Source organism: Terriglobales bacterium (assembly GCA_035487355.1).
GTDB lineage: Bacteria > Acidobacteriota > Terriglobia > Terriglobales > Acidobacteriaceae > QIAW01.
This window is the reverse complement of the sequence record DATHMF010000104.1, coordinates 21,919-36,588: the sequence shown is the minus strand read 5'-3', so window position 1 is coordinate 36,588 and position 14,670 is coordinate 21,919. Positions and strand designations below refer to the sequence as shown.

The window sequence follows — 14,670 nt, the reverse complement described above, 5'->3', positions numbered from 1 at the left end:
CTGACTTGCTGCGCTTGGGACATGCAAGCGCCGGCTGTTCCCTACTCGCGCCTGATCTGCCTGCCGCTTCTAGAATGTCTTCAGGAATTCGATCAGTGCTCGTTTATCTTCATCGCTCAATGCCGGCTCGCCAGTCGCGTAACTGGTGCCGAAATAATGGCCGCGGTTGACCACGTAGTCCGGGCATTTGCTCAATTCGAATAACGGCTTGGCCACGTTCGCAAAAACCTTGCGCGCATCTTCGTCGCTCGCCCCTGCTGGGAGACTCTTCAGGTCTTGCTTCAGCTTGAGCAAAAGCGTAACAACCTGCTCATCATGTTTCAGCCGTTCCGCCGGATCTGCGCTCTCCGGCAACAGGTTCAAATTCGCCAGCAAATCGACCGGTGTGCCGGCAGGGATAGGTCCTATTTCGAGGCCGCCCTCGCCGAAGACCGAAGGCAGAACACGGCTGCCGAATCCGAGAAGCGGACGCAGCTTGTCAGGGAGATACCCCGCGGGCACGATGAGATAGCTCGTGGTTGTGGTGCGATCAATCACACCGGGCACTTTGTCTCCCAAAAGAGAGTCTTTCTCACGCTTCTCCGGCCAGAGCATCTTCTCAATCGAGTCATTGAACGACCTCATGCGGGCATCAACCGAAGGACTGGGCTCAAACTTCCCCACACTGTTGTTCAGCAGGAAGGGTGCGGTTGACCACAAGCTGATGAGTGAAGCCGGGCGGGTGTATCCACGCCCGCCGGCTGGCATTTGGTAGCTGCTTTTTTCTCCTGTGTAAGGGTCATAGACGGTAATTGCACCCACAGAGGGAAGGTCTTTGTATGTCTGCGAAGAAAAGTTGTCCCAGATGTTCCCGCCAATCGCGTTCGTTGCCAGTGGACTGCACGCATTGGTCTGTAACAGGGTCACTGGAATGCGCAGCTCGCTCGACAGGTAATTTCCATCGAGGAAGTCGTCGCGCAGCACAATCGCGCGCATTTTCTGCTTGAATTCGGGTGTCTTCGTCCACGCCCAATACTCGTTCCAGCAATCAAGATACTTCGGCCCGGAGCATCCACCGGGATCAACCCCCGGGGCCGGCGTCGGCAGCTTGCTCGAATGGCAGCGCGCGCATGTCTCCGCAAATACCACCTTGCCGCGCGTGAGCTGGGCCTGGTTTTTACTCAGATATCCAGTTCCCCCCGGAGCGTTTTTGAGCTTGTGCGGCGCTGTGCTCTTCAGGAAGAAAAGGGCCATATTGACCGTCTGCGCTTCGGTAGCTCCCCAATACGAGGAGTTATTCCTGGCATCCGCGATCTGGATCGGCGTCGTGGGCTTGCCACCAATGAGCGCATTGAAGTGCAGCAGCCACTCTTCGCTAAACAGCCCGATGTTCAGGTAAACACGATTAAGTGCGCCCAAGGCCCCAACTGAATCTGCACCGTCCTTTAAAACTCTCGGCGACCAGACCGTGTCCGGCTTCTGGAAGAATTCCGTAAGCGGTCCTTCTTTCACGAAATCGTTGAATTGTTTGTTGTTCAGCCCGCCACCCGCCAGCGTCTCTTTCCCAAATCGCTTGGCCTGCTGTAGCCGCGGCCCCAGGTTGTAGATTGCATTCATGGTTCGCGGATTATTGATGTTGTCGGTAGAGACCAATGAAGTATCGAGGCTCCCCGGCCGCGCCGTGTGAAAGAGTTGGAAGGCGAAGCTTTTCGGATCGGCCTCCCAGTCAAAAATCCGGTCAACCCAGAAGTACTGCGCCCCCACGTTGGAGCTGATGTTTTCCCACTTTGGGTTATCAGGGTCCGCCGGAGGCTTGGTCGGATTCGGCCCGACATGGCAAAACGCACACGACATGCCTACCCGGTAGGGCTTAACCAGGTCTTTGGACAGGTAGTACGTAGGATCGTTGTAGTAGCGCTCCGCGTCCCACTTCTTGGCGGCGGCGTCATCAAATGCAGGATTGGGAAACAGCCGCAGCCCGACAATGCCAGTCGCATAGCCGTAGAAAGATCCCGCAGGAATGTTTTTGCCCCGGGCGCCTATCGCAACTCCAGGATATTTTTTATCGTCCTCAAACGGTTCTGCCGGACAATCCGGGCCACTCTTCCGTTTATCCAGCCACAATCCAAATCTCTGCGGATCCGGGCCAGTGGCCTTTTCGAAGCAGGGCTCATTCACCAGGCCGAGATACTCCCACCGGTTGTCACGGGTGTACTTGAGGCTTGGATGAGACGATAGTGTCTTAAGAAAATCCAGGGTGCCGAAGCTTGACGTGGAAATGCTGTCCCAAAAGCGATCATTCCCGCCCGTCCAAATCAACCAGGTATTACGGCCTTTGACCTCATCTGGCGTAAGCGCAATGCCGCCATCCATATCATGGAAGTAATCCTCGCCCGCGGCGGGAAAGCTGTCGGCAGGACGCCCCGCAAGGCGGGCTTCATCCAATACGTGCCCTGGCTGTGGCTCTTGCTTGCCACAACTTACAAACAGGACCAACAGCAGACAAGCGAAGCAAAAAACTTTAAGTTGAGGTAAGCGTCTATGATTGGGACCGGAATTCACCACTGTTCACCTCTTTCCGCAATGGCTCGATACTGGTTAGAAAGGCTGTTAGGACAACCCAGCTTGCGGATATTCTCACTTACATTAGTGAGCCCCGCGCTGGAAACGTTACTCCCTCGCAATCAATTGTCGTAAGGCAATGCAGCAGCGATAGAGAGATGGCTATGTTACGGCCGATCTCTAAAAATTGAGGTTGAGCATAAGTAAATGTTCCTCACCCCGTTAGTCAACGGCCTTGGAACAAAATCCCGAAGCCTCTTTTCCGAAATGGAACTGTTCCAGAATAGAACTACAGGCTTGCATAGCATACCCGCAGCCGCGCCTGTTGATGGAACTACCGGGAACCTGCACCTGGTGGCGAAAGAATTGGCAGGTTGGAGGATTACCGGGCGTTTACGTACAGCTCGGAAGAATCTTTCGTAGAGACGCAGCTTGCTGCGTCTCCTATGGCGTCCTACTAGACTCTTTGTGGCACAGCTCGACCTTGGCTGCGTACCCTTATATATATTATGAAGACCACGTTTGACAGGCTGCCCCAGCTTTGTAAAAATAAATCTTTAGTTTCCTTCCGTTTGCGGACGGCTATCAGATCGCTGCCGTCCAGCAACTTCAAGCCGAAGTGGCGGAATTGGCAGACGCGCATGGTTCAGGTCCATGTACCCGCAAGGGTGTGGGGGTTCGAGTCCCTTCTTCGGCACCAGCTTTGAAAGAAAGTCCCTAAAAACTGGCTTTTAGTCCCTAAATCCGTGGCTATCCCGTTGTTTCCTCTACAAACTGCCGACTGATATCAATCTGATATCAAAACATTGACTCCTGCGAAACTGCGGGTCATCATTGAGAAGCGGTTGCCGGTTGCCGGTGAAAAACAACCGCCAAAGAGCGAGGCCAGCATTCGAGAATGCGGGGGTTTCATGACCCTTTAGGTCTTTGAAAATTTGTTCCGATTCTGAGGACTGAGTACCGAGGACCGGCTCCAGCAAGTCCCCCGCTCCAGTTCGATTTCCGCCAATAATGACGCGGGTCAGACACGATTTTGGCACTCAAAAACACCTGCCAGCAAGTGGGGTGGGGTCGCCCGCAATCTTCCGAAAATCTGCGTTGATCAGCGTTCATCTGCGGCGAAAGGCTTTGCGGTTGCTTTTGCTGAGGATTTGGGACTGGGGACTGCTATTAGCAGCAAGTCCCCACTCCAGATCGACTTTCGCCAATAATGACGCGGGTCAAACGCGATTTTGGGACTCAAAAACGCCTGCTAGCAAGTGGGGGTGGGGGGTCGCCCCACAATCTTCCGAAAATCTGCGTTGATCCGCGTTCATTTGCGGCGAACGTCTTTTGCTTTTCTCTGTGCCTCTGTGTCTCTGTGGTGAGCTGTTTTTGGACTAGCAGCAAGTCCCCCGCTCCAGCTCGACTTTCGCCAATAATGACGAGGGTCAGACGCGATTTTGGGCACCCAAAACGCCTGCCAGCAAGTGGGGTGGGGTCGCCCCGCATCTCTTCCGAAAAATCAGCGTTAATCAGCTACACAATCCCAGAACTTCATAATCTTCGATCGTGGGTGTTTCGAAGGTGATGGTTCCAGCCTGTTGCTGAAACTTAACTGTACGATCGGAGCGCAGTGCCTGGACACTCCTGACTGGCCGGCCGTCACCAACTTTGAAGCGCACCTCGAATGGGCCCACGGGATAGAAGCGACGAACGTAGCCGCGGGTCATGTTTGGGTTGGTATAGTTGAGCAGGTGAAGTGCATAGCCGCGCTCGGTTTCCCACGCGAAGAGCTCAATTACTCCGTCGCCAACGACTGAAACTATCGGGGGTTCTGCACCTTGCACCCAGTGGATGGCATTCTGCAACAGCAGGCTGAGGTCGGTATTTCCCGAGCGCCAGCAAGTGCGGTCGACGTCGCCGGGGAAAAAAGCAATTCGAGAACTCCCCAGTTCACGAAAGATGGCGGCCGGCTCCGATGTGTGGGGAGTACGCGGGTAGACCATCTCGGGCGGAAACGCCGGATAAGCGGGAACTACGCTCAAGGTCAGCGGCATCAAGTCGCTGCGCACGGGAACCCGGTTTTCCGCGCCAGGCAGCAAGGCGGTATGATCAAAACCGTTCAGGATAGGATGCTTTCGCTCAATCCTCGCATAGCTGTTTCCCTGGGGGCCGATCACCTCACCATTCACATGCGCTCCAAAGATATCGGCCAGTTGAAAGTCAGGGCGGAGGTCTCCCCACTCGGTGTAGCGCGAGGTTTCGAAAGTAGCGAGAAGAGACCCTCCTCCGGCTACGTATTGGCGAATGATCTGGCACTGCCCGTCACTCAAATAAGCAGCGTTCGGAATCAGAAGCGCCCGGTATTTGCGCAGAGCCGCCAGATCCAGGTTGCCCTCGTGGACGAAATCGAAGAGGAAACGGCCTTCCAGCAGCGCGTAGTACAGCCCCTGCAGATAATCGGTTGGCGCACCCCTGTAGGGCGGCCGGCGCGAATCCGGCCGGGAGTAGAAAGCAACTGTACGTTGTGGATATAAGACGGCAAGCTCGGCAATAGGACGTCGGTTGCGGAAGTGGGTTTCATTCGCCGCAAGCCAGGTAAAAAAATTACGCCCAACATCTCGCCAACGATTGTCTTCAGGCTCCCCGCCCAGCCAATGAAACCATGGCACCATTCCACTGGCGGTGGTTTGTGCGAGCCACAAGGTTAATTCCGCGGGCGCTTTCGAAACATGACGCCAGTTCGGTTGCGCGTTGCTGTAGGCGCCCGCGACATTTGTGATCGTGCGCCCCTGCATAACCGACTGGGCCACCCTTCCCTGCTGCGCGCAGATCCAGATGGGTGTGTCGCCCGAGCGACCCTGATGATCGGCGTTGAACCACTGCGCCGTCTGACTTATTTGTTTCAGGTCCTTTACAGTGTCGAGTCCGCCGCCCAGGTTACCAACATATGCCGATTCGGGATTCTTCTCGCGCGCGATGCTATCCCAGAGCCGCCAGATTTCCAGCACACGATCCATGTGCGCCAGGTAGTACTTCCGGTAAAGAAGGCTCGAAGCGTCCGTCTCCGCCGGCGGAGCACCGCCCAGCTTGTCAAATAACTGCCGGCAGTTTTGACAATAGCAGACGCCCGGCGCCCCAGTGGATGGCCAGCCATTGGTGAAAAAAGCGTCAACCGCATAGCGACTGTTGATCTCGCGGTAAATTGCCGGCATCTGTTCACTGAAGTAGGGGCTGAACATGCAGGTGGCAAATAGCCCCGGTGCTTCACGATGCGGCCTGGGTGACCCATCGGGATTGCGCTCAAACCATTCGGGATGGGCTTTCAAAGCCTCTTCGTACGCAAAATTGCAATCCATGCGGGCGACCGCGCGAATGCCACGCCGCTTGATGGCGGCCACCATCTCGCCGAACAGGTCGCGCGTGCCCAGAAACTGGCTGCGATGATGATACGGGACCTGAGTAGGATAAAAGGCGACGATGCCTCCGCCGTTCAGCAACACGGCATCAACTTTGAGAGACGCCCAATAGTCCCCCCAGGCGTCAGCGTTCATGTCCAGCGGATCACGTTCGTTGTAGTTGATTTGCCCGCATCGGCGCATGACCGCATACCACGCCCTGGAACGATCGTCGGGGGCAGCAGCGATGGACTGCATGAATTCAACTGGTGGCGCCACGACAGACGCCGCCGTAAGCAAGAGAAATGATCGTCGATCCATAGCGGAGAAGTTTAATCCAAATCCAGTGACGGTTCACTTCGATAAATGTGCTTGGCGCTCATTGCGTCTGCAGTTGGAGCACAGTGATCGAATACGCGGGAAAGCTCCGGGTAAAGCTTGCTCCCAGATCTTTCACTGTGGTTGTTACGGGAACGATTTTTGTTGGCTCAGTGATGGAATTCGTGTCGGTTGGGTTAGCTGACGTAAGCACAACAGAAATCCCTTCGGCCCCAACCCCGGCGAGACCCGTAAGCTTGATTCGCACCGGTTGAGCTGCGTCGGCTGTGTTCACTACTTTGAGGTAAATGGCGCCTTTTTTGCTGTCGCGAGTTGCGTTGAAGAAGAGGGTTGGCAATTGTTGTTTTGGGGGCAGTATCTCGGTTCCGCGCCGGGCTGGTGGCTGCCATTCTTTCGTGGGGATACCCACGGCGTGAATTGGCAACACGACATCCCCCAGGTAGGTATTGAACATTTGCTGAGCGTAGTAAGAAGGCGAGCCGTAACTGGTCAGCGTATCGTAACCGATCAGGTCAGAATGCCACTGCATGGCGCCGGGATTTACATTGACGAAGAGCGGCGCATAGCACGACATTACGATCACATCGGAGTTGCGCTCCATGCCGGTCATCCACGCGGCGTCGCCCAGTGCAGCGTTCAGGTTCGTGGTGGGTGAGCCTTCACGCGTTGCCCACTCGCCGACGAATATCTTGGTGCCGGTTCGACTTTGATTGTCATAGTGATGCGCGTCGCCTTCCATCTGCCCGGCGTTGCGGTAGTAGTGATCGTCAATCACGTCGGGGGTACGGCTGGTAACCTTGGTGGTAGCGATCAACTGCAGGCCGGGATAGCGCGCCTTAATGGCGTCGTAGAACTGCGCATACCGGCCATCATAGCTGCCCGATCTGTCGAACTGGTCTTCGTTGCCAATCTCGACGTAGGTGAGCTTGAACGGCGCCGGGTGTCCGTCGTGGGCGCGCTGAGCTCCCCAGGTTGTGCTGGCATCGCCGGTGACATATTCGATTTCATCGAGTGCATCCTGCACGAAGGGTTGCAGGTTGGGGCCAGGGGCAATGAAATCCTTCTTGAGCGAGTAGCCCGCATAGACGGCGAGTACGGGCTGCATACCCAGGTCCTCGCACCACTCCAGAAATTCGAGCAGCCCCATGCCGTCTGACGAGCGATAGCTCCATGGACCTTGATGACCAGGGCGCTGCGCCAGTTCATGCAACGTTTTTTTCCAGTCGAACCGTGTGGGAATGGTGTCGCCTTCCAGGTAGTTGCCGCCGGGAAAGCGCAGGAACGCCGGCTTCATGTCGGCGAGCAGCTTCATGATGTCGACGCGGTTGCCGTTGGGCCGGTCGTGCCAGGTCGGCGGAAAGAGCGAGACCAGGTTGAACCAAACCCTCGCCGGACGTTTGCTTGAGATGACGAGACGCCCTGTAACCAGGGGTGCTCCTTTTTTGATTGTTAAAGGGGCCGTGTAGGGCTGCCACTTATCAGTCAGATGTTGGATCTCTGCGCGGGCATAAGTCGTAGCTCCATCGTTGCTCTCAATGGTGATCGTGAGCGGGCCGGTGAAACCGCTGGCGGCCCTTGCGTAAAACGAGGCGCGATATTTTCCGCCAGCTCTTACCGGAATGCCCCAGTAACCGTCGTTGGCGACGCCCACGCGATGCGCGTCTGATGCAGCAGTCACGTCGAGCCTAAGGCTCGTGGTGAGGACATCGTTCAGCGGCTGCGCTTCATCGAGCGCAATCGCGCCAGCAGCGCCTTTATCTTTATCTTGCACGACCGACCAGTGCACAGGAGCGCTGGCATCATCTTTGAAGCTGCGGTTGCGGACCAGTTCGCCATAGAGGCCGCCGTCATAGGAATAATTGATCTCCTCGGTCATCAAGCCGTAGAGAGTGGGACTGACGTGAGCGGCAATCTGGCTGCCGTCAATTTCAAACTGCGGCACAGCGGAAGCAGCAGTTACGTTTTGCGAATCGGCGACTTTTTGCGCGTTCGCTGCAGAAAAAAGGCTGAATGCGGCCCATAGGGCCAGGAGCGCGGTGCGAAACAGTTTTGTCAGGCGTTCAGTCATCATAAATATAGAGTCTTTACAGACAAAGTCTTTCTTCTGTCTTCTATCTATCTGGGAAAAAAGACGGGCACAGTCCTATACCGTTTCTGTTGGCTTGGTGCAACTTTTTTCCTCACCTACGTGCATGTTTCGTAAAGCAAAACATATTCGAGAGTCAATTGAGTTGCTTAACCTGTGCTAAATGAATCGATTAGGCCTTCGTAACAGGTTTTTATAGTACGGCAGCGGAGCTCGGCATCTGGTTTTATGTACCGAAACGTCAAAATATCGAGCACAGTGAAGACTAAGGCGCCATCTTTAAAGGAAAAATTGCGCGGTCGGGCGGAGGCAATTCTTTGCGATCAAGAATCAATTTTGTTTCACTATATAAAACACATCCGCATAACTCTTTAAATAATAAGGAGATCAATCCGGGAGTAATGCGGCCTCAACTACTTTAATCTATAGCACTTATCGGCTCCGGGGTTGTTCCCTTTCATTTTGAACGGCAAAACATAGGCTTCTGGAAAGAAAGTCCTTGCTTGCACTAGAGCGCTGCAGGTATTACATACAACATTAGCAAGGTAGACGGGAGTTAATGACTGGAAATGTCCGCACCATTTCCTATATTCATAGAACTTACTGGCCGCCGATGTTTGGTCGTGGGGGCCTCGACCATAGGCGAGGTGAAGATACAATCTTTGCTTGCCTCCGGCGCATCGGTACACCTAGTCGCCCCGTCAGGCACCCCGTTGATTGAAAAATGGGCGCGCGACCGCAAGATTTCCTGGGAGAAGCGGCCGTTTCATCCCGATGATCTCAAGTCCACGTTCTTCGTCGTGGCCGCAACATCGTTACAGAAAACCAACGAATCTGTACTGCAGGAGGCGCAAAAGCGCGGCATCTTTTGCAGTGTTGCAGAAGTCTCGAATCGCTGTGATTTTTATCTGCTGCTGGAGTGGCTCCCTCAGGTCCAGGACCCATATATTAAAGAGACTCTTGTGCGGGCGCTTTCCGTCCCTTCGGCCAAACCCTTCGCGGCCCCGGTTTTAATCGAGGAGTTCCGCAAGACAGAGCCATCGCAGACATTTTTAAAGCTTGCCATTGGCAACGCGCTTTCCGTCGTCGCCGACGACAACGTGTGCAACGACATCATCGAATTGGCCCAGGAGCGGAAACACGGCAAAGCCCGCCAACTGATTGTTCTCGCGCTGGGGAATATGAAAGATCCTCGCGCTGCAAAAACTGCTATGCAACTTCTCAATGACGAAGTTGTGGCCGGTCACGCTGTTATGGCTTTAGGGATGTTGAAAGTGAAAAGCTCAAGGAGTTCGCTCATGCCGTTCTTACAACATCGGCGCGCATGGGTCCGCAGAGAAGCACAGAAGGCCATACAAAGAATTGACGGAACCATAACCTCGGAATCGGTCAGCGCGTTTGACGAAGGCAGTAAAAGAAAGAGGCTGCTCCGCTCCGAACTGCGCCGTGGAGCTTGAGGTTGCCTTACTTGAGCTCCGGCGGGCTCGCGGGAAAATACGCTCGCGGCTGCGCTTTACCCTTGGCCGAGAGATAGTTGATCAGCAGACAATTAGGGATACCCTTGATTCCGCTGACGACCAACGAAGCGTTGAGATCGGCGCCTGCTGCGCTGGTGTGGGTGTGGTCTTGCGGGAAGAGTGCGCTTACCTTTTCCTGGCCCATCTTTTCGTACTCATCTGCGATAGCTGATGTCAGATCCACGAACGCAACACCGGTTTGTTTTGCCACCTCCGCAGACCACTCCCCAAAATGGCCTGGACCGCGTTCCACCTTGCCATCCTTCCAGATGTTGCGAACCGTCAGCGAGAGCACGATCGGCGTGGCGCCCCTGGCTTTGGTCTCAGTGATGAACTTCCGCATATACCAGCCAAAAGTATGGACCACTTCTTTGCTGCCGTTCGGCATCGTGAATTCCTGTGACTCTTCTCCGATGCCGGGCAGTGAACCGCGTGCTTTTTCTTTGTCGGGAGGCCCTCCATCGTTATGTCCAAACTGGATGAGCACGAAGTCGCCGGGTTTAAGTTCATTCCGCGCGCTCTCCCACAATCCTTCGGTAACGAATGTCCGGCTGCTGCGGCCGCCGCGCGCGCGATTCACCACATTGATTCTGGTCAGGTCAAAGTAATCCGCCAGCGGATCGCCCCAACCACGGTGGTCAGAATTGTTGGCCGTGGAATCACCAATCACAAACAGCGTCGGGAGTTGCGGATTAAGGCTTCTCGCCGCTGATGGAGATGCTGCCCCAGTCGCCGTCTGCGCTTCCGATTGGCTTGCAGAAGAAGAAGTTTGCTGTTGTGAACTCAGGTGTCCTGGCAGCGGAAAAAGCAGGCAGAAGATGAGTGTAAGTGCCGCGACGTGATGTTTCTTCATGAAAAGTGTTCTTGCGGGATTACCCAGCACGCGCTCTTGCTACGTGTGCTGGGATAATCCCGAGGGTGCGGACCAAACCGTTTTCCTAGCCTACCAAGACAGTTTCGTGCTGAACTGCAATATCCTTGGGTCGTAAACACTGGGAAGGAAACCCGGCGTACCTGCGGCAGTTTGCCTGCCGAAGTTAGCTGAATTGAGCCCGGCTGTAGTTCCCGGCCCTCCAATGCTGGCATTGAAATGGTTGATGGCATTAAAAGCTTCGAACCGGAGCTCAAATTGCGTTTGCTCATGAACCTTAAAGCGACGGCTTACCGCGGCATCGAAGTTGAAGACACCGGGAGAGTAGACGAAATCACGCCCTACGTTTCCGAAAGCGCCAGGGGCGGCAGTGGGAACTGAAAACGCCGCGGGATTCAACCATTGATAACACCAATTGGCCCCGCAAGGCACGAAGTGCTTGATGTACAGAGGTTGACCCGGCACGATGTTCGGGCGATCGTTCCCTTCTCCGGTCAGCGATCTGTCTGAACCGTCGGTTACATTGATCGGCCAGCCGCTTGTGGCGCGGATTGTGGAAGAAAACTGCCAACCGCCAAGCAGCGAATTTCTCAAGCCTCCACCGGTGAATGGGCTTTGCGCAACCAGCGTGGTGTTGTAAATGTGTTTGATGTCGAAGTTGCACGGAGCGTAGTCAGCGTTAGGATTCGTCTGGTTTTGGAAGTAGCTGCCGCGAAGGTCGCCGTTGAAATCCCCCGTGCTCATGCATTTGGACCAAGTATAGTTGGCCTGCAGTGAAATGCCTTTGGTAAAGCGGTGCTGCAGACTGGCGAGGAAGCCGTTGTAGTTGGCGTAGCCTTTGTCGAAACCGAGATCCAGAGTTCCTATCGCAGTCGGGTTTTGCGGGGCTGCAGCGCCACCGGCAAGAAGCGTGAGGTAGCGGCGCGCGTTTTCGTTCCCGGCGGTGCAAGTGCCCACCGCGGCGCAGGCGGCGGGTGTAACCTGGGGCGCATTGAAGTCATAGGAGAGCGGGACATGCAAGCTCCTGCTGCCTAAATAAGAGAGCGACATGACCCAATCGCGATCAAACTGGCGTTGAAAGCTAAAGTCCCACTGCTGCATGTACATGGGGCGCATATTCTGCGGCAGCGCGACCCAGAATGAATTTCCGGGGAAGCTGATGGTCCCACCCGGAAACGGGTTCTGATTGGCCCCCGCCACTCCGCAGCCGTTCGCGATGGAGTAATTCAGCCAGGGATTACTGAAGGTCCCGCACTTGTTCTGCAAGTCGATTTGATTTACGACAGGTGGATTCGACGTTAGCCGTTGCGAATACCAGACCATCGAAGAATCGTAAAAGATTCCGTATCCGGCGCGAATGCTCTGTTTTCCGTCGCCAAAGGGATCGAACGCAATTCCAAAGCGCGGCGCGAAATTAAGCATGTGATTGTTGGTAAAGGCGGCAGGAACACCGGGATCCCCGAAGAAGAGCATTCCCGCGGGGGCCGATGGGTATACACCACTGTGCTGATTGTTCAAGAAGGCCTGTGTATTGAAGATGCTGCCGCGATGGAGCGTGTCGGTAGGCCACAGGTTCGGCTCCCAGCGCAGGCCGACATTTAAAGTAAGTCTGTTGCTGAGACGGATCGTATCCTGCGCGTAAAGTCCGGGTATGGTCTCGCGGTAGTTGACCTTCTGAGCACGGCTTTGCGTAAACCCGAGGCCACCGCCGCCGTTGTAAGTTCCCATCAGAAAGTCCGCCAGGCCGTCGCCACTGACGCTTCCTTGAAAAGTAAAGGTGCCGTTCTCGTCGTAGCCGGTCAAGGTGTTGTTCTGGGTGCGAATGGCGGTCACGCCGAATGAAAAATGATGACGGCCACGAATCCAGTCCACATCATCGGTTGCCGATAGAGTGTTCACATTGAAGTGTCCCGGAGCACAAGTACCACAGCCTACGTTGAAATAGCTATTCACCGACAGCAGGAGAAAATTGGGAATGGCCACGAACATATTGCTGCCCAACGTGGTTGGGTTGATGTCACGCGGATCAACTCCACGGTTGTCGCGCCGGCGAGTTAACGTAAGGTGCGCGGAGTTCATCAAGTTCGAACTGAACGAGTAGTTGTCGCCGAGCGTAAAGCTCTGGGCTCTTTCGAGATTGCCGGGATTCGCCGTCAGGAGGAGATTTGTAGGGCTAAAGGGCGCCGGGGCGCGGAAGTCATCAATCAGGTATCGGCCGTATAAGCTGTGCTTGGAGTTGAACACATAATCCATGCGGCCGACGATCTCATCCTCGTTATCAATCAAGGGAATGGTGTAGCTGAGTAACCCGCACGGATCGCTCGAAACCGGAATGTAATTGGTGACCAGCTTGACCGCCGCGGGATCGAACAGGCCCGGATTGACCTTATTGCCGGCGAATGGCGCTGCCAGCGTCTTGGTCTTGCTGTTGGATTGGCATCCGGCGCCAGCCAGCGTGGTGAAGTCCCCGGCCAGAGCGGCCGGTGTAAACGTGTGCGTGCTCGCGGGCGCGCTTGCATGCTGCCGTGTCCCTTGATAGCCGGCAAAAAAGAAAAGTTTATCCGTGAGAATCTTGCCACCGATTGTGCCGCCGTACTGGTTGCGCAGCAGGTTGTCCTGCTTGGTGCCTGAGGGCGTGAAAGCGTACTGCTTTGCGTTGAAAACTCCATCCCGATAGAACTCGAACGCATTGCCGTGCAGATTATTCGTGCCGGATTTTGTCACAAGATTGACCACGCCACCTGGGTGCAGTCCATTTTTGGCCGGCAATGAACTCGTCTCCACGCTGAATTCCTGCAGAGCATCCGGAAATGGGAAAGGGAGATTCACGTTCGAGAAGGTGTCATTGTTGTCGCCGCCATCGAGCAGGTAGTTGGTTGCGTTCGCCTGCCCGCCGGCCACGGAAATCGTTACCGAGCTGTAAAAACTTTTGCTTCCGGTTTCATCTCCACCTGGCGCCATCATAGAGGCGCCTGAAGTTATCACCAGTTGCGTCGCATAGCGCCCGTTCAATGGCAGTTCGGCGATGGGCTTGGATTCGATGACGTTAGAGACGGAAGCGTCCTCGGTCTGGATGGTCGAGGCGCCACCGATCACTTCCACGACTTGGCTCACCGCGCCCGCCTCCAGCACGATGTTCAGCATGGCATGATCGTTGACTTGCAGGACGATCCCGTCTTGAACAAAGGTCTTGAAGCTGTCTTTTTGTACCTGCAGCCGGTATGCGCCCACCGGCAATCCGGGCATGACGTACCGCCCGCCTGTGTCGGTCACGGCGGTATGCGCAACACCACGTTCAACTTCGGTCATCCTGACGCTTGCGCCTGGGATAACGGCGCCGGTCTTGTCAGTAATCTGACCTGCCACTTGGGCGACGTTGATCTGTTGAGCAAGAACAAGTGTGGCCGCGGAAGCAAAAAGCACAACGCTGACCAGCACATAAACTTTTCTGAACAGAATTGCCTTCAACATCTTCAATCTCCCTTGCAGGAGCAAGGGTGATTCATTTAAGAGCGTTATTGGTGTGACTCGGCGAAGTATGTGCTGGATCATGGCAGCCCCCCTTTGGCATGATCAACTGCGATGTGGTTCAGGATTGGGTTTTGCCCTGTGATTTCTCAATTTTTACAGTTGCGGAAAAAAATTCTCTACATCAAAGAGCGGCCTCAGCCGTCACTCAAGTCGCTCGTAATGTGTCGGGGGTTCAGCCCCCTAACATGAAAACCGCTTGCTAAGGAAAATTTTTCGCACCCTGTTTGGGCAAACTCCTTCCCCAAAATTCCGGGGCTAGCGTACTGATGTATGAAAAGCGAAGTCCAGCGCTTTCTGCGTTTGAACGTGTGTTTTTTATTGCGAAACGTTTTTTCGCTGGCCAACATGCAGGTAAGTGCCGTTAAACAAACAAATTACATGTATTTATAAAATCTATGTAAGACG

At 54.9% G+C, this 14,670-nt stretch carries 6 protein-coding genes and 1 tRNA gene; 2 read left to right on the top strand and 5 right to left on the bottom strand.

Going from position 1 to position 14,670, the window contains the following annotated elements; all coding sequences use genetic code 11:
• Positions 1 to 69 precede the first annotated feature (69 nt).
• Positions 70 to 2,424, bottom strand: coding sequence for a hypothetical protein (locus VK738_18510; protein ID HTD24655.1), 2,355 nt, complete (start codon positions 2,422 to 2,424; stop codon positions 70 to 72).
• 730 nt (positions 2,425 to 3,154) lie between these two features.
• Between VK738_18510 and VK738_18505 the strand changes: the two genes are divergently transcribed.
• A tRNA-Leu gene (locus tag VK738_18505) sits at positions 3,155 to 3,241 on the top strand.
• A gap of 814 nt (positions 3,242 to 4,055) precedes the next feature.
• Here the strand turns inward: VK738_18505 and VK738_18500 are convergent.
• Positions 4,056 to 6,242 carry an alpha-amylase family protein gene (locus VK738_18500; protein HTD24654.1) on the bottom strand — a complete coding sequence of 729 codons (2,187 nt, stop codon included), beginning with the start codon at positions 6,240 to 6,242 and terminating at the stop codon, positions 4,056 to 4,058.
• A 58-nt stretch (positions 6,243 to 6,300) separates the two neighbouring features.
• Positions 6,301 to 8,331 carry an alpha-L-arabinofuranosidase C-terminal domain-containing protein gene (locus VK738_18495; protein HTD24653.1) on the bottom strand — a complete coding sequence of 677 codons (2,031 nt, stop codon included), beginning with the start codon at positions 8,329 to 8,331 and terminating at the stop codon, positions 6,301 to 6,303.
• 584 nt (positions 8,332 to 8,915) lie between these two features.
• Here VK738_18495 and VK738_18490 point away from each other — a divergent pair.
• Positions 8,916 to 9,803, top strand: coding sequence for an NAD(P)-dependent oxidoreductase (locus tag VK738_18490; GenBank protein ID HTD24652.1), 888 nt, complete (start codon positions 8,916 to 8,918; stop codon positions 9,801 to 9,803).
• A 7-nt stretch (positions 9,804 to 9,810) separates the two neighbouring features.
• On the opposite strand, the gene VK738_18485 is transcribed toward VK738_18490, so the two are convergent.
• Entirely contained in the window at positions 9,811 to 10,716 is a 906-nt protein-coding gene (locus VK738_18485) for a rhamnogalacturonan acetylesterase (GenBank protein ID HTD24651.1), read from the bottom strand.
• A 90-nt stretch (positions 10,717 to 10,806) separates the two neighbouring features.
• A complete protein-coding gene (locus tag VK738_18480) occupies positions 10,807 to 14,205 on the bottom strand; it encodes a TonB-dependent receptor (GenBank protein HTD24650.1) in 3,399 nt (1,132 codons plus the stop codon).
• Between the last annotated feature and the right edge of the window lie 465 nt (positions 14,206 to 14,670).